The sequence below is a fragment of the Mucilaginibacter sp. 3215 genome (assembly GCF_050433785.1).
Classification (GTDB): Bacteria; Bacteroidota; Bacteroidia; order Sphingobacteriales; family Sphingobacteriaceae; genus Mucilaginibacter.
On sequence record NZ_JBNPWO010000002.1, the window covers coordinates 622,488 to 647,281 of the forward strand.

General features: G+C 42.3%; 21 protein-coding genes. 13 read left to right on the forward strand and 8 right to left on the reverse strand.

The window, feature by feature from the left end; genetic code table 11:
- Positions 1 to 112: 112 nt before the first annotated feature.
- The gene (locus ABIC84_RS06210; protein WP_426588775.1) at positions 113 to 838 is read right to left on the reverse strand and encodes a glycosyltransferase family 2 protein; all 726 of its coding nucleotides are present in this window, start codon (positions 836 to 838) and stop codon (positions 113 to 115) included.
- Between the two features lie 184 nt (positions 839 to 1,022).
- On the opposite strand from ABIC84_RS06210, the gene pbpC reads away from it, so the two are divergent.
- The 9 genes from pbpC to ABIC84_RS06255 all read left to right on the forward strand — a co-directional run bounded on the left by pbpC (position 1,023) and on the right by ABIC84_RS06255 (position 12,072).
- The gene (gene pbpC, locus ABIC84_RS06215) at positions 1,023 to 3,311 is read left to right on the forward strand and encodes a penicillin-binding protein 1C (RefSeq protein ID WP_429263002.1); all 2,289 of its coding nucleotides are present in this window, start codon (positions 1,023 to 1,025) and stop codon (positions 3,309 to 3,311) included.
- A 98-nt stretch (positions 3,312 to 3,409) separates the two neighbouring features.
- The gene (locus ABIC84_RS06220; protein ID WP_429263003.1) at positions 3,410 to 4,117 is read left to right on the forward strand and encodes a 3'-5' exonuclease; all 708 of its coding nucleotides are present in this window, start codon (positions 3,410 to 3,412) and stop codon (positions 4,115 to 4,117) included.
- A gap of 2 nt (positions 4,118 to 4,119) precedes the next feature.
- Positions 4,120 to 5,817, forward strand: a complete 1,698-nt coding sequence (locus ABIC84_RS06225; protein ID WP_429263004.1) for an ABC transporter ATP-binding protein — start codon at positions 4,120 to 4,122, stop codon at positions 5,815 to 5,817.
- A gap of 77 nt (positions 5,818 to 5,894) precedes the next feature.
- Positions 5,895 to 8,033 (forward strand): ribonuclease R, encoded by a 2,139-nt coding sequence (rnr, locus tag ABIC84_RS06230; protein WP_429263005.1) that lies wholly within the window; start codon positions 5,895 to 5,897, stop codon positions 8,031 to 8,033.
- A 183-nt stretch (positions 8,034 to 8,216) separates the two neighbouring features.
- The gene (locus ABIC84_RS06235; RefSeq protein ID WP_426588785.1) at positions 8,217 to 9,191 is read left to right on the forward strand and encodes a polyprenyl synthetase family protein; all 975 of its coding nucleotides are present in this window, start codon (positions 8,217 to 8,219) and stop codon (positions 9,189 to 9,191) included.
- Positions 9,192 to 9,204: 13 nt separating this feature from the next.
- Positions 9,205 to 9,594, forward strand: a complete 390-nt coding sequence (locus ABIC84_RS06240) for an energy transducer TonB (protein ID WP_426588787.1) — start codon at positions 9,205 to 9,207, stop codon at positions 9,592 to 9,594.
- A 35-nt stretch (positions 9,595 to 9,629) separates the two neighbouring features.
- Positions 9,630 to 10,022, forward strand: a complete 393-nt coding sequence (locus ABIC84_RS06245) for an energy transducer TonB (RefSeq protein ID WP_426588789.1) — start codon at positions 9,630 to 9,632, stop codon at positions 10,020 to 10,022.
- Positions 10,023 to 10,026: 4 nt separating this feature from the next.
- Positions 10,027 to 11,622: a M1 family metallopeptidase gene (locus ABIC84_RS06250; protein ID WP_429263006.1), complete on the forward strand. Its 1,596-nt coding sequence runs from the start codon at positions 10,027 to 10,029 to the stop codon at positions 11,620 to 11,622.
- Between the two features lie 21 nt (positions 11,623 to 11,643).
- The gene (locus ABIC84_RS06255) at positions 11,644 to 12,072 is read left to right on the forward strand and encodes an energy transducer TonB (RefSeq protein WP_429263007.1); all 429 of its coding nucleotides are present in this window, start codon (positions 11,644 to 11,646) and stop codon (positions 12,070 to 12,072) included.
- Positions 12,073 to 12,148: 76 nt separating this feature from the next.
- Here the strand turns inward: ABIC84_RS06255 and rpmA are convergent, their stop codons facing one another.
- The 4 genes from rpmA to ABIC84_RS06275 form a co-directional block, all read right to left on the reverse strand.
- The gene (gene rpmA, locus ABIC84_RS06260) at positions 12,149 to 12,571 is read right to left on the reverse strand and encodes a 50S ribosomal protein L27 (RefSeq protein ID WP_110583361.1); all 423 of its coding nucleotides are present in this window, start codon (positions 12,569 to 12,571) and stop codon (positions 12,149 to 12,151) included.
- Between the two features lie 49 nt (positions 12,572 to 12,620).
- Complete coding sequence (gene rplU / locus ABIC84_RS06265) at positions 12,621 to 12,929, reverse strand: 50S ribosomal protein L21 (RefSeq protein ID WP_090467954.1); 309 nt, start codon at positions 12,927 to 12,929, stop codon at positions 12,621 to 12,623.
- A 75-nt stretch (positions 12,930 to 13,004) separates the two neighbouring features.
- Entirely contained in the window at positions 13,005 to 13,511 is a 507-nt protein-coding gene (locus tag ABIC84_RS06270) for a hypothetical protein (RefSeq protein WP_429263008.1), read from the reverse strand.
- A gap of 431 nt (positions 13,512 to 13,942) precedes the next feature.
- The gene (locus ABIC84_RS06275) at positions 13,943 to 15,334 is read right to left on the reverse strand and encodes a dicarboxylate/amino acid:cation symporter (RefSeq protein WP_429263009.1); all 1,392 of its coding nucleotides are present in this window, start codon (positions 15,332 to 15,334) and stop codon (positions 13,943 to 13,945) included.
- 271 nt (positions 15,335 to 15,605) lie between these two features.
- Here ABIC84_RS06275 and ABIC84_RS06280 point away from each other — a divergent pair, with 271 nt between their 5' ends.
- The 4 genes from ABIC84_RS06280 to ABIC84_RS06295 are packed head-to-tail and all read left to right on the forward strand — an operon-like array spanning position 15,606 to position 17,824.
- The gene (locus ABIC84_RS06280) at positions 15,606 to 16,133 is read left to right on the forward strand and encodes a hypothetical protein (RefSeq protein WP_429263010.1); all 528 of its coding nucleotides are present in this window, start codon (positions 15,606 to 15,608) and stop codon (positions 16,131 to 16,133) included.
- A gap of 41 nt (positions 16,134 to 16,174) precedes the next feature.
- Positions 16,175 to 16,672, forward strand: coding sequence for an RNA polymerase sigma factor (locus ABIC84_RS06285; RefSeq protein ID WP_090525007.1), 498 nt, complete (start codon positions 16,175 to 16,177; stop codon positions 16,670 to 16,672).
- Positions 16,659 to 17,249, forward strand: coding sequence for a hypothetical protein (locus tag ABIC84_RS06290; RefSeq protein WP_090525003.1), 591 nt, complete (start codon positions 16,659 to 16,661; stop codon positions 17,247 to 17,249). Before ABIC84_RS06285 ends, ABIC84_RS06290 begins: the two co-directional genes overlap by 14 nt.
- Before the next feature lie 26 nt (positions 17,250 to 17,275).
- Positions 17,276 to 17,824, forward strand: a complete 549-nt coding sequence (locus ABIC84_RS06295; RefSeq protein WP_426588802.1) for a GNAT family N-acetyltransferase — start codon at positions 17,276 to 17,278, stop codon at positions 17,822 to 17,824.
- 60 nt (positions 17,825 to 17,884) lie between these two features.
- On the opposite strand, the gene ABIC84_RS06300 is transcribed toward ABIC84_RS06295, so the two are convergent.
- Genes ABIC84_RS06300 through ABIC84_RS06310 form a run of 3 tightly spaced genes read right to left on the reverse strand, consistent with a single transcriptional unit; the run spans position 17,885 to position 24,785 of the window.
- Positions 17,885 to 20,242, reverse strand: a complete 2,358-nt coding sequence (locus tag ABIC84_RS06300; RefSeq protein ID WP_429263011.1) for a GAF domain-containing protein — start codon at positions 20,240 to 20,242, stop codon at positions 17,885 to 17,887.
- A gap of 25 nt (positions 20,243 to 20,267) precedes the next feature.
- Positions 20,268 to 23,873, reverse strand: coding sequence for a BamA/TamA family outer membrane protein (locus ABIC84_RS06305; RefSeq protein WP_429263012.1), 3,606 nt, complete (start codon positions 23,871 to 23,873; stop codon positions 20,268 to 20,270).
- 51 nt (positions 23,874 to 23,924) lie between these two features.
- On the reverse strand, positions 23,925 to 24,785 hold the full coding sequence (locus ABIC84_RS06310) for an SdiA-regulated domain-containing protein (protein ID WP_429263013.1): 861 nt from the start codon (positions 24,783 to 24,785) through the stop codon (positions 23,925 to 23,927).
- Positions 24,786 to 24,794 lie beyond the last annotated feature (9 nt).

Here is a 24,794-nt window from a genome sequence, read left to right on the forward strand (position 1 = left end):
TTGATTATAAAGCTTTAACGTCAACATTTTTTAACATCTCAGAAGCTGTTCTTGCTGATAATTTCAGTGAAGAATAAATCCGGTTTATGAAAGCTACTACTATAGGAAACTCTTACTTTGATTTAAACAAACCATATTTAAGGATACAGTAAATAGCCCTAACCCCATCCTTCCATCCTATCTTTTTGCCTTCCTCATAAGTACGGCCATAATAAGAAATGCCTACCTCATAGATCCTGATGCGGTGTACCCTCGAGATTTTTTGGGTAACCTCGGGCTCAAAGCCAAAGCGCTTTTCAGTAAGCTTTATGGATTGAATAACTTTGGTATTGAACAATTTATAGCATGTTTCCATATCAGTAAGATTAAGATTTGAAAACATGTTTGAAGCAAAGGTAAGCCACCTGTTGCCAATGGTATGCCAAAAAAAGAGGATGCGGTGAGGGTTGCTCCCCATAAACCGTGAACCATAAACCACATCCGCAAAGCCCGCTACCACGGGCTTTAACAGGTCGTTGTATTCAGCCGGATCATATTCAAGGTCGGCGTCCTGGATGATCAGGTAATCGCCTGTAGCTTTTGCGATACCTGTATGTAAAGCTGCTCCCTTACCTTTGTTTACTTCGTGCTTAAAGTATTGAATGTTAACTTCGGGGTTGGCAAGTTTATATTTATAAATGGCTGCTTCAGTATCATCCTTTGAGCAATCATTTACAATGATCACTTCTTTTTCAATATTGTTGATGAGGTTTACCTCCTTAATTTTATCTAAAATTAAATGTATGGTATTACCTTCGTTGTAAGCCGGAATAATAATTGATAATTTTTGTATCGTCATTTATTGTATTATTGCCTGGTAGATTTTTGCCACAATTATAGTTGTATAAACCTGAACTGGCTTAATATTTTTATATTTAGTAATGCAATTTGTGCTAAAACGAGCTAAAAGTTATTTAAAAAAGCCTAAAGTTATAGTCTCGCTTTTCTTTTTGTTTGTTTTAACCCTGATATTTTGGTTTTGTTTGCCCAATCCTTTATTTAATAGCCCCACCTCCTACGTAATTGACGATGATCAGGGCCAGTTACTCGGTGCTTCCATAGCAAATGATGGCCAATGGCGCTTTCCTTATAATCCCACAGTACCCGAAAAATTCAAACAATGCATTATCACTTTTGAGGATAAACGCTTTGAGCACCACCCCGGCTTTGATATTGTTGCTTTTAGCCGGGCCATCAAACAAAACCTGAGCTCGAAAAAGGTAAGCAGCGGCGGCAGTACCCTTACCATGCAGGTGATCAGGCTGGCTACCCGGCATAAACGCAACATCTGGAATAAACTGAAAGAGATTTTCATGGCCATGCGCCTCGAAGTAACATGCAGTAAAAGTAAAATCTTAGCTTTATATACCAGCAATGCCCCATTCGGCACCAATGTTATTGGCCTGGATGCTGCCTCCTGGCGATATTTTGGCCGCAGCCCGGATAAACTTTCCTGGGGCGAAATGGCGGCTATGGCTGTTTTGCCTAACTCGCCATCCCTGGTACATCCCGGCAGGAACAGGTCCATACTGCTCCGCAAACGGAATTCATTGTTGGATAAATTGCATAAGGCTGGTATCATTGATAGTACTACTGCAGCCCTCGCTCGGTTAGAGCCTGTGCCCGACAGACCGATGGCCCTTCCTCAGCTTGCTCCGCACATGCTGCAACGTTTTAAAGCCGATCATCAGGCTAAGCCCGACGGAGATACCCGCATTACAAGCAGCGTCAAATCGTCGCTTCAGCAACAGGTAAACGATATCCTGGAGCAGCACCATAGTTTATTAAAGGCTAACGATATCAACAATATTGCCGCCATCGTACTTGATGTTGAAACAGGTGCAACACTTGCCTATGCCGGTAACATATCCCACCGGGAGGACCCGCAAATGGAGAGCGATGTCGATGTAATAGATGCTCCGCGAAGCCCCGGAAGCACACTGAAACCACTACTTTACGCGGCAATGTTGCACGACGGGTTGATATTACCCAATAGCCTGATGCCTGACGTACCTACCATGATCGCGGGTTATCATCCCGAAAACTTTGATTTGGGTTATGACGGCGCCGTACCTGCATCGCGGGCCTTATCCCGTTCGCTGAATGTACCGGCTGTCAAAATGCTGCAACAATACAAATACGAACGCTTTTATGATTTTTTGCATAAAGCAGGCATCACCACTTTAACCAAACCTGCCGATCATTATGGGCTGTCGTTAATATTGGGCGGGGGTGAAAACACGCTTTGGGAATTAAGCGGCGCTTATGCCGATATGGCGCGTGTGCTCAATCATTACAACAAAAACGGTGGCAAGTATAACCCTGCAGATTTTCATAATCCTGTTTATGAAAAGAAGCCCGCAGCCAAAACTGAACTTGACAAGTCCGGACTGTTGGATGCAGCATCTATTTATTACACCTTCCAGGCCATGGAGGAAGTGATGCGGCCGGGCGAGGAAATGCTATGGCAGCAATTCAGCTCGAGCCAACGCGTGGCCTGGAAAACCGGTACAAGTTTTGGCTTTCGCGACGGCTGGGCTATTGGCGTTACACCAAAATACGTAGTTGGTGTTTGGGTTGGCAATACCGATGGCGAGGGCCGACCGGGCTTAACAGGGATCAATACCGCCGCACCTGCCCTGTTTGAGATTTTCAGGCTGTTGCCCGTATCGCGTGATTGGTTTGAAATGCCGGTGGGAGAAATGGTGAAAATAAATGTGTGCAGGCAAAGCGGTTACCGTGCCGGACAATATTGCCAAGATGCAGATGAGCAATATGTACCCAAAAGCGGCCTGAAAGCCCCTGTTTGTCCTTACCATCAATTGGTGCATTTATCTGCCGATGCAAAATGGCAGGTAAACGGCAATTGTGAGCCGCCGTACAACATCCTCAATAAAAGTTGGTTTGTGTTGCCGCCATCTATGGAATATTATTACAAAGCCAGGAACTATCAATATCATGTGCTCCCGCCTTTCCGCCCGGATTGCGCCCAGGCAGAAAATGGAAATACAATGGAAATCATTTATCCTAAAAATGGCGCTAAAATATATGTGCCCCTTGAAGCAGACGGCACCCGCGGTCGCATGATTTGCAACGCAGCACACCGCCAGCCAGGTATGAAGATCTTTTGGCACCTGGATGATCAATATGTTGGCGAGACCAAAGATTTTCACCAGGTGGCTTTAAACCCGCCTCCGGGCAAACATATTCTTACGTTGGTTGATGGCAACGGCAATACTATCAGCATAGCGTTTGAAGTATTGAAGAAATAAAAAACACAACTTATCGATTTTAATTTTTCTGTAAACTAAATGTCCGCAGCAATCATCTACTAACTTTATCATTATATTGGCTCTATATTTTTAACCGGATGCTTGAACAGTACGATCTGCATAATTTATTGGTAATTGACATCGAAACTGTGCCGCAGTACAGCACCCACGAACAACTGCCCGAAAATCTACAGGTTTTATGGGAACTAAAAACCCGGCATCAACGCAAAGATGAACCTGCCGACATTCATTATGAGCGCGCCGGCATTTGGGCCGAGTTTGGTAAAATAGTTTGCATTTCGGCAGGGATCTTTACTGCCGGGAAAAACATTGGCTTGAGGGTAAAATCTTTTGCATCACATGATGAAAAAGAGCTGCTTAGCAAGTTCTGCAACCTGTTGTTCAGTCAGCCGCCCAACCTTATTTTATGTGCTCATAATGGCAAGGAATTTGACTTCCCGTACCTCTGTCGCCGTTTACTGGTGAATGGCATGCCATTTCCGCCGCAACTGCAAATAGCTGGTAAGAAACCCTGGGAGATTGTTCATTTAGATACCATGGAATTATGGAAGTTTGGTGATCACAAACACTACACTTCCTTAAACCTGCTTACCACAATTTTTAATATCCCAACCCCTAAAGATGACATCGACGGCAGCGATGTTGGCCGCGTATACTGGCATGAAAACCAGTTGGAGCGGATTTGCGCTTATTGCCAAAAGGATGTGATAGCTACGGCACAACTATTAAGACGTTACCGCGGCGAAGATCTGATAGCAGACGAATTTATAACCATAGTAGGCTAATAATGCTTAAAGTCAGTGATCTGTCGGTTAGTTTTAAGAATGGTAAAGACCAGTTCACAGCCGTAAAGGGAATTTCTTTTACACTTAACAAAGGCGAAACAATTGGCATTGTTGGCGAATCCGGCTCGGGCAAATCTGTTGCCTCCCTTGCCCTGATGCGTTTGCTCAATGAAGATCAGGCCGTAATAGACGGCTCTGTGCTTTTAAATGGCGTATGCCTGTGTAAATTATCGGAAGATGAAATGCGGCATGTGCGCGGCAACCAGGTAGCCATGATTTTCCAGGAGCCCATGACCTCGCTTAACCCGGTACTTACCTGTGGTTTTCAACTTACGGAAGCTATCAGGTTGCATTTAGGATCAAGTAAAGCCGAGGCTAAACAAAAAACCATTGAGCTGTTTAAAGAAGTACAATTACCGCGGCCCGAAGCCATATTCAACAGCTATCCTCACCAGATTTCGGGCGGACAAAAACAACGGGTAATGATAGCGATGGCTTTGGCCTGCAACCCGGAGATTTTGATTGCCGATGAGCCCACCACCGCACTTGACGTTACCGTGCAAAAAACCATCATTGAACTGCTGCACAAGCTGAAAGCCGAACGGCACATGAGCCTGATCTTTATATCGCATGATTTGGGCGTGATCAAAGAAATTGCCGACCGGGTTTTGGTGATGTACAAAGGCGAGATTATAGAGGAAGCCGCGGTAAAAGATCTATTCGCAAATCCCCGGCACCCTTACACTAAAGGATTGCTGGCCTGCCGCCCTTCCCCGCAGCAGCATTTGAAAAAACTCCCTGTTGTGGCCGATTTTCTGGATGGGGCCAGGCCCGCAGTAACTATAGAAAGCATCAGGGAATTATATCATTACCCGGACACTGAAATCGCCGACAGAAAGCGTAAACTATATGAACAGCAGCCTTTGTTAAAGGCAGATAAATTAAACACCTGGTTTCCAACTGATACAGGGTTTTTCAAACGGAAAGATCATGTTGTAAAAGCAGTGAACAATGTAAGCTTTGATGTATATCCAGGCGAAACCTTAGGCCTCGTCGGCGAATCAGGCTGTGGAAAAACCACTTTGGGGCGAAGCATTTTAAGGTTGATAGAACCAACATCGGGCAAGGTTTCTTTTGACGGCACTGATCTTCGCGGGCTTAAAAAGGATGAGTTGAGACAGATCAGAAAAGATATCCAGATCATTTTTCAGGATCCATACTCATCATTAAATCCTAAGCTTACCGTTGGGCAATCACTTATGGAGCCATTGCAGGTACATCAGTTTTACAGCAATGATACAACCCGCAAACGAAAAGTGCTGGAACTGCTTGAACGGGTTAACATGCTGCCCGCGCACTTTGACCGTTATCCGCATGAGTTTTCGGGTGGACAACGGCAGCGGATTGTTATTGCCCGGGCTTTGGCGCTCCAGCCTAAATTTATCATTTGCGATGAATCAGTTTCCGCGCTTGATGTATCGGTTCAGGCCCAGGTATTAAACCTCATCCGCGAACTTCAGGACGAACTTAAATTGACCTATATCTTTATTTCGCATGATTTGGCCGTGATTAAACATATCTCCGACCGGATGATGGTGATGAACAAAGGCGAGATAGTGGAAACCGGCTATCCTGATGATATTTATTATCGCCCAAAGGAAGAATATACCAAAAGGCTGATAGCTTCGATACCGGGTTGATTAAACAGCTTTATCTGTCGCTCTTCGTTCAAGATGGGGTATCCAAAATTCTGTATCTTTGATGCAAATACTATTCTATGTCTAAACACAAGAAAAACAATTCTTCTATACACCAGGTACTTACCCAAATGGTACTTGATATATTTGAACAAAACGGCAATACGCCACTCAACTATAAGCAGGTTTCTGCTAAACTAAACGTCCGCGATCCCGAATCACGCGAGATCATCTACGACATCTTAAAAGACGAGGTTAAAAAATCGGTATTAAAAGAAATCGCTCCGGGCAAATTCCAGCTGCTTGAACTTAAAACCTTTATTGAAGGCGTAGTTGACCTTACCAACGATGGTTCGGCTTTTATAGTTACCGATGATGAGTTTGAAAGCGACATTTTCATTGCTCCGCGTAAGCTCCGCACTGCTCTTAACGGCGACCGCGTAAAAGTTTATGTATACGCCAAAAGTAAGGGCAAAAACAAAGAAGGCGAGGTTATCGAAATTCTGCAGCGCGCCAAAATGGAGTTTACGGGCATTGTTAAACTCTCCGAACGATACGCGTTTTTCATTCCCGATGATCGTAAGATGATGCACGATATTTTCATCCCCATTAGCGAACTTAACGGGGCTAAAAACGGCATCAAAGCTGTAGCCGAAATTACCGACTGGCCAACCGAGGCTAAAAACCCTATCGGCCGCATCAAACATATTTTAGGTGCGCAGGGTGAAAACGATACGGAAATGAACGCCATCCTGGCCGAATATGGTTTTCCGCTATCATTTCCTGCCGAGGTTGAGCATGATGCTGAAGAAATTCCGGATGTGATCACGCCTGAAGAAATTGCCAAACGCCGTGATTTCCGCAACATCACCACCTTTACCATCGACCCATTTGATGCCAAAGACTTTGATGATGCCCTATCCTACCGTGTACTGGAAAACGGAAATTACGAAGTAGGTGTTCACATTGCCGACGTATCACACTACATCATTCCCGATTCGGCTTTAGACAAAGAAGCTTTGGACAGGGCCACATCAGTTTACCTTGTGGACAGGGTGATCCCAATGCTCCCGGAAAGATTATCAAACGGGCTTTGCTCTCTTCGTCCTAAAGAAGAAAAACTCTGCTTTTCGGCAGTGTTTGAGATGGATGAGAACGCCAATATCATTGCCGAATGGTATGGCAAAACCATCATTTACTCCGACAGGCGTTTTACCTACGAAGAGGTGCAGGAAGTAATAGAAACCGGCGAAGGCGATTTTAAGGAAGAAATATTCAAGCTCAACGCACTTGCTTATAAGCTTCGCGACCGTAAATTTAAAAACGGCGCTATCAGCTTTGAAACTACCGAGGTTAAATTTAAGCTGGATGAAACAGGCAAACCCATCGGTGTTTACGTAAAAGAGCGTAAAGACGCCCACAAGCTAATCGAAGATTTCATGCTGCTTGCTAACCGCAAAGTAGCCGAACGTGTAAGCAAAATGGGCAAGGGCAAGCACAAATACACTTTTGTTTATCGCGTGCATGATTCGCCCAAGCCCGATGCGCTGGCCAATTTTGCCCAATTTGCAGCCAGGTTTGGTTATAAAATCAATACTAAATCTGACAAGGAAACAGCAAAATCCCTCAATTACCTGATGGAGGATGTAGAGGGCAAAAAAGAGCAGAACGTGTTAACCCATCTGGCTATCCGCTCAATGGCCAAAGCTATTTATACTACTAAAAGCAGCAGTCATTACGGTTTGGCTTTTGATCATTATACGCATTTTACCTCACCAATTCGCCGTTATCCGGATGTAATGGTACACAGGCTCCTGTTCCATTACTTAAACGGCGGTCAATCTGCCAATGCCGAGTTCTATGAAAAACTATGCTCGCACAGTTCTTTAATGGAGAAAAAAGCAGCAGATGCCGAGCGTTCTTCAGTAAAATACAAACAGGCTGAATACCTTCGCGACCAGGTTGGTAATACCTTCATGGGCATCATATCGGGTGTTACCGAATGGGGCATGTATGTAGAGATCATCGAAAATAAATGCGAAGGAATGATCCGCCTGCGTGATATCTCGGACGATTTTTATACTTTGGACGAAAAAAACTATGCCATCATCGGTCAGCGTAAAAAGAAAATTTACCAACTGGGCGATGAAGTAAAGATTAAGGTAAAACAGGTTGATCTGACCAAAAAACAGATAGACTTTATATTGGTACAGGATTAGTGATTGGTGAAATGGTTGATTGAGTGAGTAGTTTTTTAGGTTAAAACCATACACAACTCGCCTGATCAATTCAATAAATCAGTTGCTTTTAAATTGGTTGACAAGGTTGGCTGAGGGTATTGTCGATTTACAAAATACGATAACCACTCAGCTAATCAACCCAATCAACCGCTCACTTTAAAAATGAAACAACTTACAGAGTTACAGTTACTAATAAATGATGCAGTAGGCAAACTAAGCTACCCGGCTTACCCCGCCGATCTGTATGAACCGATAAGCTATATTTTATCTATTGGCGGCAAACGAATGCGCCCCGCCCTGCTCCTGCTGGCTTGCGACCTTTTTGGTGGCGATGTTGTCAAGGCTATTGAGCCTGCATTGGCTATAGAGGTATTCCATAATTTCACGCTGATGCATGATGATATTATGGACAAAGCCCCTTTGCGCCGCGGCAAAGCAACCGTACATGAAAAATGGAACGCCAACGTTGCTATTCTTTCGGGCGATGCCATGATGGTGGAAGCCAACCGCCTGATGATGAAGGTTGATGACAGCATTTTACGTAAGGTACTTGATGTTTTTAACAATACTGCGACCGGCGTGTGCGAAGGCCAGCAAATTGATATGAGCTTTGAACAGCGTAACGACGTAAGTATCGATGAATACATCAACATGATCCGCCTTAAAACGGCGGTGCTGTTAGGGGGCACATTAAAGATCGGTTCTATCATTGGCGGTGCCGCTCTAACCGACGCTGATTTGATTGATTCCTTCGGGGTTAACCTTGGTATTGCCTTCCAGTTGCAGGATGATATTCTGGATGTTTACGGCGATCCGGAAAAGTTTGGCAAGCAGGTTGGCGGCGATATCATCTCCAATAAAAAAACCTTTTTGCTGATAAGGGCCCTTGAACTGACAAAAGGCAGCCTGGCACAAACGCTAAACCAATGGCTAAGTGCAGCTGAATTTGACACTGCAGAAAAGGTTAAAGCTATAACCAACATTTATAACGAACTTGATATCAGGCAGCATGCTGAAGAAGCAATGCAAACGTATGCCGATAAAGCTTTTGCAGCTCTTGATGCTATTAATTTGCCCGAAGATCATAAACAATATCTGCGAGATTTTGCAGATGGCTTGCTGGTGAGGGAGAATTGAGTTATATTTAAGGGTGAAGAAATTTTCAACCATCCTTATCATCGTTATTTGCTCAATAAGTGCGAAAGCTCAAAAACTTACGCCACCGCATTTTCGTGGTGGTGAAAAAGCATTTCATGAATTTTTAAACAAAAATTTGAAATGGCCAAACGATGTAAGCGGCGGAGAAGGCATTGTTACCATAAGCTTTTTTGTTGAAAGCGATGGCCGTTTAACCGATGTAAAAGTTGTTAAAGGCATGAGTGATCCATTTAACAAAGAGGCAATACGGGTAATTAAGTTGTCAGAAAAATGGATCCCGGCTACGCGCGATGGTCATTTTATTAAATCAAAATATTCCGTCCCGATACAGTTTTTCACCATGCAGGCAGTGCAGGTTTTGGATAGCACAAAAGTTAATTGATCAATATCATGAATTTCATTAAAGAGCAAAACTAAATGAAGAGAATTCTACTTGCAACTATTTTCGCTATGATGTCTTTAGTCGTTAGCGCGCAAACAGATACCACAAAAAAGATCGACACTACCTTTCACAGTGTTGAGAAAATACCCGAGTTTCCGGGTGGCCCTGAAAAACTTTTCAGGTTCATCGCTAAAAATTTAAAATATCCGACGGGCGAGACTGTTGAAGGAAGAGTAAATATTTCGTTTGTAATAGAAAAAGATGGAAGCCTCACCGATTTTAAAGTGGTTAAAAGTTTATCTGAAGCTACTGACGCCGAAGCTATCCGTGTTATGAGCATATCTCCCAAATGGCAACCAGGCTTACAAAATGGCCATCCTGTAAGGGTTCGATATTCTATTCCAATCTCATTCAGTAGCAGCAATTAATATGATGACAAAAAAGTTTTTTTTCGTTTTGATATTCCTTGCATTCGCATGTAACTCGTATGCCCAAACCCTCACCTCAGGCGGCAAACTCAAACCAGAGCAAGCTATCATGGATGTGCGGCATTACACCATTTCTCTAACTGTTGACCCGGCTCAAAAAACTATTAATGGCTTTACTACCATTGATGTAATCATGGCAAAGCCCACCAAAGTTTTATTGTTTGACCTGTTAGATTCATTAAGCATCAGCAAGGTTTTGGTAAATGGTAAACAGGAACCTTTTGAATATAAAAACAATCTCATTACTATTAATACCGGCAAAGAATTGCCCGCAGGTAAAGCAAGCGTAAAAGTGATTTATGGTGGCAAACCGCATGTTGCCCGTCGCCCACCATGGGATGACGGTTTTATCTGGACACGCGACTCAACCGGGCACCAGTGGATGGCTATCACGGCCGAAGGTACAGGCGGCAAATTGTATTTCCCTTGTAAGGATCATCCCTCTGACGAACCCAATGAGGGTGTAGATATGTTTATCACCGTTCCTAAAGACCTGATGGTTGCCGGGCCGGGACTATTAAAAGGAGTAAGCAAGCAAAAAGGAACAGCAACTTTCCATTGGCAAACCAAATACACTATCAACAATTACAGCATCTTATTTAACGCCGGTGATTATACGGTGGTAGCTCGTCCGTATACTACTGTAGATGGGCATAATGTGCCAATCCAGTTTTATGTATTAAAAGAGCATGCCTCTAAGGCCGAGCACCATCTTGATATCTTTGTAAAAACAATTAAGGAGCAGGAGAAATATTTTGGTGAATATCCCTGGGTAAAAGAAAAGATAGGCATAGTCGAAACACCTCACCTGGGCATGGAACATCAAACCATGAATGCTTACGGCGCCAAATTCAAATACGCCAAAGTGGGCGGCGAAGATTACGACGGCCTGATGCACCACGAGTTCGGCCACGAATGGTGGGGAAACAAAGTTACCGCCAAAGACTGGGCCGATTACTGGATCCATGAAGGCATCTGTACCTATGGCGATGCACTTTATGTTAGGGAATTTGAAGGTGAGAAAGCTTACATCAAATTCTTCCAAAACTCGGCACTCTCATTCGGCAATAAAATCCCTATTGTTATCGGGAAAGATATTGATGAAGAATCAGCTTATAATGGTGATATTTATGGAAAAGGTGCATTCTTTATGCATACGCTCAGGTATATTATGGGCGATAGTACCTTCTTCCCCACCCTTAAAGGTTTTGTTACCGACCCCCGCTACACCTATAGCAATTTAGCAAGCACTGATGATGTGATCCAATATTTCAGCAAAGCTGCCGGTCAGGATCTCAAGCCGCTGTTTGATTTGTACATCTATTCCATCAATAAACTGGAAGTACACGTAAAAGCCCAGCGGGGCGATAAATACCAGGTTCAGTTGTTAAATATAGATATGCCTTTACCTGTTGATATTACTATTGATGGTGTTACCAAACGGTATACACTTGATAAAAAAGGCATCACCGTAACCAGCAAAACTATGCCGGTTATCGATCCTGATACTTACTATTTAAAGAAACTGATTGTCGAATAAATAAAGTACTACTATCTTAAGATGAAACATGTCCTACTTATCGCATTTCTATTTGTAATGTTATTACCCGCCGTTAAAGCGCAGACAACGAAGATAGACACCTCAGTTTATACCGAGGTTGAGCAACTTCCGGAATTTCCTGGTGGTGTTGAAAAACTTAAAGAGTATATATCGAATACTATAAAAAAATCCCCACTTAAAGACCTGCATTCAGGATTGGTCATTATTACCTTCATTATAGAAAATAATGGCAGTATTACCAATACCCATGTAACCAAAGGGTTAACTTCTGAAACTGATTCGCTTGCCATCGACATAATAAAAAGAGGCCCTAAATGGAAACCGGCTCAGCAAAGCAGCAAAACAGTACGTTGCCTATACTCTGTACCTGTATTGTTTGGAAAAGGTAACGATATACCAGCTGTTGTAAAAAAGATAAAAGAGCGATAATCGGAAATATCTGCAAAACAAAAAATCCCGATCAAAACTGACCGGGATTTTTTATATCCTAATATTTGTTAACTGATTACTCAGCTACAGTTTCTTCAGCAGCATCAGCAGCTTCTTCTTTTTTAGCTTTTGGTGCAGCAGCTTTCTTTGCTTTTGGAGCTTCTTCAGCAGCAGGAGCTTCAACAGCTACAGCTTCTTTTTTTGCTTTTGGTGCAGGTGCAGCTACTTCTTCAACTTCAGCAGCTTCAAATGGAACTACTGATACGTATGAACGATTATCAGCTTTCTTTTTGAAAACTACGATACCTTCAGCCAGTGCAAATAAAGTATGATCTTTACCAAGACCAACGTTTAAGCCTGGGTTGTGTTTAGTACCACGCTGACGTACGATGATGTTACCTGCGATTGCTGGCTGACCACCGAAAATTTTGATACCTAAACGCTTGCTATGTGACTCACGACCGTTTCTGGAACTACCGGCCCCTTTTTTATGTGCCATTTCTTATATCTTTTATGGAATTGCAGAACAACTCCGGTTCAACCTTTAATTATAATGTAATACCGGTGATCTCAATCTTGGTAAATTGCTGACGGTGACCGTTTTTCTTTTTGTAACCTTTTCTTCTTTTCTTTTTGAAGATAATTACTTTATCACCTTTTAAATGTGACACGATCTTAGCCGATACTTTAGCGCCTTTCAAATCAGAACCTAATTTGAATTTACCTTCGTTTTCTGCTAACAATACACTGTCAAATTCAATACTAGCGCCTTCATCGCCTTGTAACCTGTGTACAAAGATCTGCTGGTCTTTGGCAACTTTAAATTGCTGTCCTGCTATACTTACTATTGCGTACATGTTTGTTAAATATTGTTTTAAATTTCGAGGTGCAAATATAGGGATTGATTATTTAATAAACAACATCCCGATATTTTATTTTTTACCACGATTCTCTACATCAGTTAGTTTTTTCTGAATCTCGGCTATCAACCTTTGATTAGCGTCAATCAGTTTAGGATTGCCAAAATAATCGGTATCAAAGATCACACGCTTGGTTTTTTCCTTGTATTTGAACTCAATAATGTACCGAACGGCTTTTCCATCAGCAACTTTCGACGTATCACCGATTTCTTTGGATGGGAAATCCCAAAAACCCAGGTCGGCCGCTTTACGGTGCAGGTATAGCAGGTCATCTTTAGTCAAGCGTAAATGCTCTTTCACCAGCGAATCGCGTTTGTCGAGATATTGAAACATGCCTGTATGTGAATCGTATTTATTTACAAGGCTGTCCTTATGGCCATATTGGAAACTGATCGATTCAAAATCAACAAAACGGTATGGTGCATTCTTGATCATCATACCATAATAATAAACGCAGTACAGTATAAACGGTACCACAACGGTCATGATCAGGAATACTTTTTTTAAACGGGGAGACATATATAATTAATTAGTAAATTATTGAGTTTTAGTTATTGGATTAATTTCTTCAAGCTGTCATGGCGAGATACGAAGCAATCGCGAACTTTACAGAGCGGCTATGCTTTCCAGAGATCATTAATAGCTGCTATGATTTGATTTTACAGGTATTAATGAGCTCCCTTTTTGTCGACTGTCTTCGTTCCTTATAATTGCTTACTTGTAAGCTATTGATTAATAATTTTTTCTATCTATTTATAAACGTGGGCGTTGCCTGGGGCCCGGGCTTTCCGTTACAAGTCCTCGCCTTTCCTGCCCGCAATTCCAGCCCGCGCTGTGGGCTTTTCACTACAATCCCTAACGCGACCATACGCACCTGCTCTAAAATATATTTTCCCATCATCACTGTTTTTTGGGATTTGCCCTATAGTTCTTCGCAATGACGGCATACTTTATTCTCTTATTATTTGAGTACCTACCTCTTCTCCTTCCCACTTGCTCACAACGGCTGTTGCCATTGCATTGCCTAATACGTTTGTGGCCGAACGTCCCATATCCAACAACGGATCGATACCTATTAGCAAAAACAAGCCGGCTTCGGGGATATTAAACATAGCCAACGTACCTGCTATAACCACGAGCGAAGCCCTTGGTACACCCGCCACTCCTTTACTGGTAAGCATCAGCACCAGCAACATGGATAACTGGTGCCCGAATGAAAGATGAATATCATATGATTGTGCCAAAAACAACGAGGCGAAGGTCATATACATCATAGAGCCATCTAAATTAAATGAATAACCCAAGGGCAATACAAAGCTTACTATTTTATTACTGCAACCAAATTTCTCCAGTTCTTCCAATACCTTTGGATAAGCCGCTTCACTTGTGGAGGTACTAAATGCTATCAACATAGCATCTTTAATACTGTTAAGCAGCCTGAACACCGGCTTTCTTAATACAATGTATCCGGCCAATATAATCACAGACCAAAGTACGATAAGCGAAAAATAAAACTCGCTGATAAAAATACCATAGGTTGAAAGTACACCTATTCCCTGCTTGGCCACTACCGCAGTTATGGCACCAAATACAGCTAAAGGGGCCATTTTCATCACATAACCGGTAATCTTCATAATCACATGGGCAAAAGCATCCATCGCTTTGATTACTATTTTGCCTTGCTCACCTATAGCAGCGGTAGCTACGCCAAAAAACAAAGAGAACACCACAATCTGTAAGATCTCATTATTGGCCATTGCCTCAATAAAACTCTTAGGGAAAACGTGACCAACGAATTCGGTTAATGATAATGCCGTTTTTTTAATGCCTGTACTTAAATGACTATCAGGCAGTGGCAAATGCATGGTTTTGCCTGGCTCAAACAGGTTAACCAATAGCATCCCTAATAATAAGGATACCAGCGTAGCGCTGATAAACCAGAGCATTGTTTTGCCGCCAATCCGGCCCACAGCTTTGATATCCCCTACCTTGGCTACGCCTACCACCAAAGTCGTAAACACCAATGGTGCCACAATCATTTTTATAAGATTGAGGAAGATCTTACTCAGGATATTATAAAGTTCAAGTTTATCTTCCCGTGCATCGGAAGCCTGGCTTTGCAGTTTAACCTGGGCAATTCTTTGTAACTTAAGATCTTTGTAGGCTGCAACCGTAGTATCGGGTAATGCTTCAATATTTTTATCAATAGCTTTAATAGCAGCCCCGGCGGTACTGAGCTGTTTATTCAAATCGGCAAAAACATAGGTGTTATAAATATAACCGGCTACCACACCCAATACCAGTGCGATAAAAATGAAGAGCGTCAGTCTGCTTTTTTTCATTTAATTTAATAAGCCTGCAAAACTACAAAATTTACGCGCTGTTTAAACAGGTGTGGGAATATTCTATTTTCCGTTTAAATCAGATGAGAAAATAAAATCGCTGCACTCAGCAAACGCTATTTCAGTTTCTTCACTAATTTTGCGAACTACAATTAATTACACCATTATAATTAGGAACCCATTCGTGTAATTCGTTCTAATTGAATCAAGCTTAAAAGGCAATTCGTGAAAAATATTTAAACAATTAGTATTTTACCCGCTTATTTACAACATGAGTACCACAGCTTACGGATTACAGCATATAAAAAAGGAAATTCAGCACCTGCACAACGAGCAATTGGCCGAATTAATGCTGCGCCTGGCACGGTACAAAAAAGAAAACAAGGAGCTGTTGGCCTACCTGCTTTTTGAAGCCCATGATGAAGCCGCTTTTATTGAAAAAGTAAAAGCCGAAGCCGGGTTCATGTTCAGTCAGCTATCATCGCTGAGTTACAACGCGGCCAAGGGCATGCGCAAAATATTAAGGTTATTGAGCAAGTACACCAAGTTTATGGCATCAAAAGGTGCTGAGATTGAATTACTGATCAATTTTTGCGAAAATTACCTTGAATATGCCGACCGGCGCACCTCATACAAGCCTTTAAGGCTGATATTAATTAGGCAGGTTGAAAAGATCCGCGGGTTAATTAATAAACTCCATGAAGACTTACAGTTTGACTACCAGGATAGTTACAATAAATTAATAAACGATGCCGAAAGCAAGTTGGGCTGGTTTAAAAAGAATGATCATTTGTTGTAACATATAAAGTTTAACATCGTCTAAATATAAAATTAACTGAAGTGGCCAACAAAGAAGCAGCATTCAAGCAGATATATGAAGCTAATTCTAAAAAGATATTCCATCTGTGCTATGGTTATACCGGCGATGACGATGCCGCCAACGACCTGTTACAGGAAACCTTTTTAAAGGTTTGGCAAAATTTAGAGAAATTCCGTAACCAGGCCATGATATCAACCTGGATTTACCGCATTGCTGTAAATACCTGTTTAACCTATTTGCGCTCGGAAAAACGCCAGGCCAAAGACGAACTAACCCCACAATTAGCGGAAACAAAACGAGAAGAACTATCGGATAAAAACGAGCAGGTAGCTTTGCTCTATAAATGTATTTCAAAACTGGAAGAATCAGAAAGGATTATTATAACTATGGTACTTGATGAGGTGCCATACCCCGAAATTGCTGAAATTTCGGGCATATCAGAAGGGAACCTGAGGGTGAAAATTTATCGTATAAAACAAAAATTAACGGAGTTATATAACCAGTATGAAAGACTTTGATCATTTGATGTCGGTTTGGCAGGGACAGCCAAAACCAGATCAGCTTTCGGTGGATGAGGTGCTGAAGCAGGTAAAGAAGGGAATAAGGAGTATAACCCAAAAGTTATACTGGAGTATTGTGGCCATGGTTGTAACTGTCGCATTCGCTTTTGTCGTCACTTTTTTCCTGGCATTTAAATCTGCAGTTACTACTATCGGAATCCTCATCGTACTGGTAACCATGTTGATGTATCTTTCATTAATGGTACGTCATTACCACATTTTGAGTAAGCGCGATGCAACACTCAACCCTGCCGAATATCTTGACAGCCTTAAGGCATATCAAAAAAACCGCAGCAAAGTTATAGGCTGGTTTTATTATACCTATATATTGTTGCTCAGCGCCGGTTTAGCCATGTATTTTATCGAGGTACTTGAACATTCATCACTCACCTTTAAAATAGTCACCTATACATCAATCGGGATCTGGTTTTTGTTCACCACGTTTTACCTTAAACCCCGCATGTTTAAAAATGAGGAAGAAAAATTAAATCTCATGATTGACAGGTTAGTAAGATTGAAAGAGCAATTTGATTGAAAAGGTAGTTTGTTTAGATTTGCTTCATGACTACCGGAACTATAACGATTCAAAAACTGGCATTGACCGATGCCGATGTATTGCTGGCTTTAAGCAAAAAAACCTTTTTCGATTTTTTTGGCCATTTAAATAAACCGGAAGATATTGAGGCTTATGCATCTGTTGCTTTTACGCCGCAAAAAATACAAGCAGAACTCAGCAACCCAAACTCACACTTTTACTTTGCAATATCTAACGGCGAGATAACCGGTTATCTCAAGCTAAATTACGGCCCGGCCCAAACAGAATTTCAGGACCTTAATGCTGTCGAAATAGAACGGATCTATGTTTTGGCCGAGCATCACGGCAAAAAGATAGGCCACCAATTTATTGATTTCACCTTAAAAGAAGCCGCCGATAAAAACCTGCAATACATTTGGCTTGGCGTTTGGGAACACAACCAGAAAGCAATTGCCTTTTATGAAAAACATGGCTTTGAAGTATTCAGCAGTCATGAATTTGTCCTGGGAAGCGACAAGCAAACCGATTTATTAATGAAGAAAGCGATCTTATCAAGCTCAAAGCCGAAAGCCTAAGGCCGAAAGCTTTTTTGCTTTATTGATTTCTTTTCGCTTTAAGCTTTCAGCCTTAGGCTTTTAGCTATTTAATAACGGCAATTGATAATTAACTCCAACCCTTAATGCTTTTAAGCCTGTAACGCCCTGTAACTCTTCCAGTTCAAGGTATTCCAGGTCATCCAGCAAATAGCCTTGTACTTGCAGGTACCTGATGTACTCGTCATATTCAGCAGCTTCTGTTGGGTTAAAATATACCATGGCTATTTTGCCGGGTTGGGTAAGGCGCTCAAAGGTGCCTGCTATCAAAACCTTGTCGATACGCTTTTTGATCACCTCGTAACGGATATTATAGGCCCCCTCAACGTCAAAACGCCTTTCATCGTTTCTGAAACTGATATCTATAGCGTTTGAGTGGATAAATATCATGTGCGTAGTTTGTAAAGGACGTGAAAGCTGATCGCCAAGGTCGTTTGTCATCCGGGCTATTTCGGCCATTGACCGTAACTGCCACAAACGGATATTTTTAAGGTACAGCATATCAAAAACGCGCTGCGGCGCTATAGATTGCCCTATGTAAATATCATATTCCACCCCATCTGTACGGAATTTTTCAAAATAACAGGGGAATGACTCCTGCACTTCTGTCTGGGCCTGTTCAAGGTACTGATTGATGGAGGTGTTGATGAGCTGCATGGAGGTTTCGAGGTTGCGCCTATGCTCAAATGAAGCACCGGTTTCCTCGTTCATGGCATCGAAATACCTGTCAATGATCTCCTTCTCGGCTGGGTAATTATTTCTGAAATGCTCCAGGAAAGGATTAACCTCATTATGGAGGAAAGTATCCAGCATCAACTCATCGTTGGTGGTGATATAGCCGCTGATGCGTTCAAGCCAATCCTCGCATTTAGATACAAGATTGCCTGTAAGGCTTAAATGAATATGTTCATTTAAAGCCCGCAAGGTTTCGATAAGTATAGTAAGCAGGCTTTTCAAATCTTCCTGCAGGGCGCTGTTGCGCTCAACTGTGGAATTGCGGATATCGACAGCCCCGAACAAAGGGTAAACATGGCTGAATGATACTGTTTCAATTTCGGGGCTCTTTTTCTTCTTTCTTTTTTCCTTAAGATAATTCCAGGCCACTTCATTAAACTTCCATTGAACGGATGGCTGCAACGAGGTAAATTTATTTTTGATAACACTTGAAATGCGGGCCTCGAACTGATCGATGCTGTTTTGCAGCAATTGGGCAATCAGCGGGATAGTAGCCTGTAATTTCGAGAGCAGCTTTTCGTAAAAAACAATCTCTTTATATGAAAATACTTCCATGATGCCTACATTCTTCACATTGTAGTACACCGGGAAAATTCCGTAAGATTTAATGCCGGCTTGCTTCAAAACCTGCAAAAAGGGGAATTTACCTATCTTTTCGTCGGTAATAGAATTGAAAAAGATAGGCCTCGGGTTTTGGTTGTAATCATCAATGATCGCGTCAAAAGTTTCCTCGGCAAGATTAAAATCTTTAGCGGCCTTAAGCAGGATACTTCTGGAGCATTCGTCGTTATCAAAAATAGGCTCATTATTGATAGTTAAAAAAGGCATCAACCCAAACTCAATGCCCGGGCTTTCGGCAAGGGATTTTAGCGAGCTGATGATGTGCGCATATTGCTCCTCCTCATTTGCCGAATGGTTAACCAGCTCGGTACGAATATTTTCAAGTGCATGCGTTAACGTTACATCTGTTAACGTAATTATTGTGAACCCCTTGAATTTAAAAATATTAAGTGGTATTACCTTTTCAATTAACTCAAGGCTGGTATGTGAATGTAAATAGGGTTCAATAGTATCAAAGCTAAGTTCGGGCAGTTCGCCATTCAATTCAATTTCCACGAAACGGGCATCAGTCTGGATATTAAAATACCGTGAAAGACCAGTTTCCGGATCTTCGTACGAAAACAGCAATTCATTCTTAATCGCCGACGAAAAGCCGTACATCCGTTCAAGGATCAGGTTATAAATGAACCGCTTTTGCCTGTCGCTAAACATTTCATTCTTGGATACATTCAACGCATATAAATTAGAATGATGACTTGAATGGAAATCATAAAAAGCCTCAGTACTGAAAAAGATCTTATCAGGTACCGGTGTGCTCAATGCCCAGTGAAATTCCTTTTCGTTAGCTATTGGCGGTGTCAATATGGAGTAAATAAGCTCCAGCATTTCCCGGTATTTTTCGGCATCCGTGGGCCGCATATCCAGGTCAATACATATATCATGCTCAAAACGTTCCAAAACATAGCGGTAAAACTCGCTCTTGAGCGTTTTTTCAGTAGCAATCCGTTCTTTTAAATGCGCCACGAACGGGTTAAATGTCAGGCATGTTTCAACCTGGCAAATGGTGCATTCGTTTTTACTTATATTGAGTACTTCTGTGTGCATTTTTTTATTACAATTTTACCCTTCTTTAAAATCTGAAACTTGTTGAAAGATAAGGATACCATCCTTCTTCAGAGTAACCGGCAATTATTTTAATAACTGCCAATCGTGCAGGTGCAACATAAAAACCTGCACCGGTGCCGTTGTGCCATTTATCTGAGCCTTGCCCGTTTTCCCAAACACGGCCTATATCATAAAATCCTATAACACCTATTTGTCCGGGAACTATATAACTGGCAAAATCAGTCAATTTTATCCTCAACTCCAGGTTATTATAAAAACTATGCTGGCCGGCAAACCTATAAAGCCTGTAGCCTAATAAGTTATCCTGCCCGCCTAAAAACAACGACTGATAAAAAGCGGTTTTTCCGATGGTAATGCCGCCGCCCATCCTATCCGCCAAAACAATAGTGCTTTTGGCATTCAGGCTTTTGTACAAAGCAACCTGGGGTATAAGCTGGGCAAAACTTGTGGAGTTATTATTTAAGCCATTAAACTCCTGAAGTTTAATATTTACAAAACTTCCCCAGGCCGGAAGTATCTTGTCATTGCGTTTATCACTGGTAAAGTTAACAACTATACCGGCATGCATTTTTGTTTTATCAAAGGTATAATTGTCGGGCGCATTTGTGAGTAACGGATATGTAATAAATCGGCCGATATTGTCATCAACATCTAATTTATAGTACTGAAACGCAGGCCCTAACGTAACGGAAGTACCCGATTCATCGCGCCACCTGAAGGCGGGGCTGAAAGTAAAATTATCAAAACGGGCACGGTAGTATTTGCGATAATCGCCCACTTTAATAAATGGCGTTTCGTTCCCCCGGCCAAAAAAATTGATATTATCCGGAAAATCAAGCTGGGCATCCATCAAAAAGTCGGCTTTGCCGAAGGCATGGATCCATTCACCACTGTATTTAACCTTGAAAGCCTTTGTACTGAATGAGTGACTGGCAAATACAGTTTGAACATCATTATAAGGCAACTTTTGAAAGCCTTCCTGGTGAGTGTATTTAAAACCGGCACCAAGCAGTACGCCCTCATCCGGATTGTAAGAAATATTGGCCAGAGGCGCTATCACATTCATCAGGTTAACGCGCAGGTATGATGTATTGGCGCTATCCTTACTGATATGCTTGTTAACTTTTGATTCATCGCCGGTTATGCTCAATTTTTTGCCGCGGTCATAAAGCTGAACCGTGTTGAGCGATTTTACAATATTGTAGGTTTTGGTACCGGTACTATCAATAAACCTCAGTTTTATTGGTGATGTGGCATTATCAAGCACTACCTTATCATCGCCGCCGCTTACATAAATGCGAAGCTCTTTGGTAATATCAGGGTGATAATTCTGGTTCATGAGCGTATCCTTAATCTCACCATCTTTATTGATCTTATTGATGATCACATTAAGACTGCCGTTAGGCTCATCCTTTACCGTTACCCGCTCATTTTTATTTGAAGTATGGATATCAACTATTTTATTGATGAACTTGTAGTAGTACTCCATTTCGGCCGGGATATTGGCGCGTCGTTCCCTCAGTTGCTTTAGCAATACATCATGCCTTAATTTGTGCGATGATTCGGGCAAACGCCTTAAACCGGCTTCCAGTACTTCATCAGTTTCTGCTGCAACAAAATCATTCACAATCTTTGTCCATTGTTCATGACTGTATTGTACCGATGGCCATCGTTGCATGAACATGGTTTTCCATAGAGAATATTTTACGCTGTAGATCTCTCCGCTAAAGCCTTGCAGGTTCGGGGCCACCCACGGCTGCGCTGCTATGGTTGGTAATACTCCCTGGTTAGTGTAAAACACCTGATCGCGGTCGCGCGGAACGGCAGTATAAAATTTACCTTTCCCTTTATTCTCATCACGCCAGCGCCACTGATCGCCGTGCCTGTCCCAATCACCAATCAACAGATCGAGCAAACGGGCGCGTAGAAACTCCTCGCCGTCTACGGTATTATCATTGTCCTCAAGCATTTTACCAATCATCTTCACGGTATTATCTGATTTGCCGCCTGGTTCGCGTTCTTCAAGCAAACAAACTTTATTGGCAAAAATATTAGCATATTGCCCTAAAACCGGATCAGCCGATACCACACCGATTATCGGGTTGGCATGCGGCACACGGGCGGCATCAGCAAGCGGCGGTACTATCAGCGCCGAAAACGGGTGCTGGGCACTCATGGCATCATTAACCCAATCTTTGGCAAAGGTTTCCTGGAATTCATCGGGCAGGATCTTTTCCGGTTGTTTCTCCACACTGCGCAACACCCATTCCTTGCCATCCTTATCAATTAAACGAAGTGAGTGTGTTTGGAACCCACCGCCAATACTTTCGGACTTTAAACCGCCATGAATTTGTGACAGCCTGATCACAGGCAGCTTAGTTTCAGCAGCCCACTCCTTGCGGTAGTTTTCACCAAACCAGCGGCGGTGAAAATTGCTTACGCTATCATATTTAGGATGAACCCTAACCATGATACTATCTGCTTTGATAGGCGTATGCAGCGTATCAGGAACATTTTTTACCGATGTGTAAGGTTGTGTATAGGTAAACGCCTGCTTAACACCTTTATCACTGTCGATATAATACGTAAAGCGCATCCGTTTATCAATCAGTAAGTCAGCCGTTACATAGCCCTGAGTGGCATCGGCAAAAAGAGAGTATTTACCTTTAATAGCATAGGTTTGCTTGGCACCTGCGCCGCTCACCACCTGCAACTGTTTGCTTTTGATAAACTGTAAGCCATGCTCATGCCCAGCCACATGGATCAAATTCGGAAAACTGCCAAAAACTGCATCCACTTTTTTAATCATATCCTTATACAAGGGATGTCCCAAATCTTCGGGATTTGAAAATGTAGAGCGTAGAAAAGGATAAAGGGAACCGACGACAGGCAAGGGTATCCAAAGATCTTTATTGGCTACGGTAAGCGGGAAAATATGATCTTTAAGTGAAAAATATCCGCCATGTGTACCATAACTCTGGAATGGATGATGCGATGCCAAGATGATAACCTTATCTTTGTTCCGCTCAAAGATCAGCTTGATCTTATCGGCAATGTCATCTTTGTTTTTACAATCGCACTCGGCGCCGGGGTTACTTTTATTGAATGGATATAACCACCATTCGCTGTCAAAAGCTATTACAGTAAGATCATTGGTAAGATTGATCTCGACCGGATCGGGGCAGCCGTTTTCGGGCACCATTTTAAGCAGCTTATCGCCCTGCTGATCCAAAAACGCCCACTGGCGTTTTATTTTAGCCAAACCGAGCGGACCCATCTTATCCCAGTCATGGTTACCCGGTATAAAGTAAACAGGCGCACCGGTGGCACGCATAGGCTGGTATTGTGATTGCAGGATTTTTTGGGTTCCGGCTTCTTCAGGACTACCCGGCAGCCCCATTCCCCGCGGATAGATATTATCGCCCAGATAAAATACCGAAGTTTTGTTTTTGAGCACATTGGCAGCCGCATGTTTTAAAACGGCACTTTGCTGCAGATCTATTTCGCCTGCATCGCCAATAAAGATCATCCTATACTGAACTGAATCCTGGGCCTGTACATTGAGTATGCCCAATAGTAAAACAAATAATAAGGGTAGTTTTTTAATCATGAGGTCCGGTTGGGATGTATATAGTATTGGATTATCTGTACTTCAATAGCACTATTTCTTATAGCTGAATTTCAAAATATTACCTGCGCTTAATTGGTCGCCCTCGTTGGAGATGTACAGGTTACGCTGGTTGTCAAATGCCATACCTTCGGGCTGGCCAAATATGGTAACACTTAAAGGATAGACGTTTTTCACTTTCCAGTTAACATCGGCAACTACCAGCATTTTATTTACCGACGAAAGGATATACCATTCATTGGTAAATGTATTTTTCGCCATCGCCGAAGGGCGGAACGGCACACGTTTTTTATTGGCAAGGCGCTCAATTTCCTTAACATCTATTACAAAAATACCGGTCTGTTTCAGGGTGCCGTCTGCCTGGAGTTTCAAAATATAGCCGCTACTGCTTTTGGATGTTTTTTCATCGGCACAATGCTTGCAAAGCACGTAAACCAAGCTGGCCTTTTCATCGGCGCACATAGCTTCAAACTCTCCTTCGGGCAATTCACCTTTAATCTTTTGTACGTTGGCTGCTTCTTTACTCCTAACCTGGCTAAAAGGAAAAGTAAACAACGTGCCATCGCTCTTAAGCATGATTACCTGTTCGCGGCAAATGGCCACATCCTCATAATCACCACTTTTGCCAAACTTGGTATAGTTAGCATTTTTATCGCCCAGTTTCAGGTTAAACAAAAAGCCTTCTTCGTCCTGCTCGGCATAAACCGAATCATTTTTACCATTGTGAAAGGCAAAACCTGAGATTTCGGTGAGATCTTCGGGCATTTTATATTTAACAGGATTATTAAGGTCGTACCCCGTCGGACTGGCAGGGATCGCCTTTTCTTTATTTTTACAAGAGATGATCAAAAAAACTACCGCCACGGCAAGCATGCCGGCTACATAAAGGGTCATTGCTCGTTT

What these genes read in the sequence shown, in the direction of transcription:
- ABIC84_RS06300 (WP_429263011.1), bottom strand. Translation starts at nt 20,242, where the DNA reads ATGCACACAGAAGTACTCAATATAAGTAAAAACGAATGCACCATTTGC.
- ABIC84_RS06210 (WP_426588775.1), bottom strand. Translation starts at nt 838, where the DNA reads ATGACGATACAAAAATTATCAATTATTATTCCGGCTTACAACGAAGGT.
- ABIC84_RS06275 (WP_429263009.1), bottom strand. Translation starts at nt 15,334, where the DNA reads ATGAAAAAAAGCAGACTGACGCTCTTCATTTTTATCGCACTGGTATTG.
- ABIC84_RS06255 (WP_429263007.1), top strand. Translation starts at nt 11,644, where the DNA reads ATGAAACATGTCCTACTTATCGCATTTCTATTTGTAATGTTATTACCC.
- ABIC84_RS06295 (WP_426588802.1), top strand. Translation starts at nt 17,276, where the DNA reads ATGACTACCGGAACTATAACGATTCAAAAACTGGCATTGACCGATGCC.
- ABIC84_RS06245 (WP_426588789.1), top strand. Translation starts at nt 9,630, where the DNA reads ATGAAGAGAATTCTACTTGCAACTATTTTCGCTATGATGTCTTTAGTC.
- ABIC84_RS06225 (WP_429263004.1), top strand. Translation starts at nt 4,120, where the DNA reads ATGCTTAAAGTCAGTGATCTGTCGGTTAGTTTTAAGAATGGTAAAGAC.
- rpmA (WP_110583361.1), bottom strand. Translation starts at nt 12,571, where the DNA reads ATGGCACATAAAAAAGGGGCCGGTAGTTCCAGAAACGGTCGTGAGTCA.
- ABIC84_RS06220 (WP_429263003.1), top strand. Translation starts at nt 3,410, where the DNA reads ATGCTTGAACAGTACGATCTGCATAATTTATTGGTAATTGACATCGAA.
- ABIC84_RS06250 (WP_429263006.1), top strand. Translation starts at nt 10,027, where the DNA reads ATGACAAAAAAGTTTTTTTTCGTTTTGATATTCCTTGCATTCGCATGT.
- ABIC84_RS06290 (WP_090525003.1), top strand. Translation starts at nt 16,659, where the DNA reads ATGAAAGACTTTGATCATTTGATGTCGGTTTGGCAGGGACAGCCAAAA.
- ABIC84_RS06280 (WP_429263010.1), top strand. Translation starts at nt 15,606, where the DNA reads ATGAGTACCACAGCTTACGGATTACAGCATATAAAAAAGGAAATTCAG.
- rnr (WP_429263005.1), top strand. Translation starts at nt 5,895, where the DNA reads ATGTCTAAACACAAGAAAAACAATTCTTCTATACACCAGGTACTTACC.
- ABIC84_RS06270 (WP_429263008.1), bottom strand. Translation starts at nt 13,511, where the DNA reads ATGTCTCCCCGTTTAAAAAAAGTATTCCTGATCATGACCGTTGTGGTA.
- ABIC84_RS06305 (WP_429263012.1), bottom strand. Translation starts at nt 23,873, where the DNA reads ATGATTAAAAAACTACCCTTATTATTTGTTTTACTATTGGGCATACTC.
- rplU (WP_090467954.1), bottom strand. Translation starts at nt 12,929, where the DNA reads ATGTACGCAATAGTAAGTATAGCAGGACAGCAATTTAAAGTTGCCAAA.
- ABIC84_RS06235 (WP_426588785.1), top strand. Translation starts at nt 8,217, where the DNA reads ATGAAACAACTTACAGAGTTACAGTTACTAATAAATGATGCAGTAGGC.
- ABIC84_RS06310 (WP_429263013.1), bottom strand. Translation starts at nt 24,785, where the DNA reads ATGACCCTTTATGTAGCCGGCATGCTTGCCGTGGCGGTAGTTTTTTTG.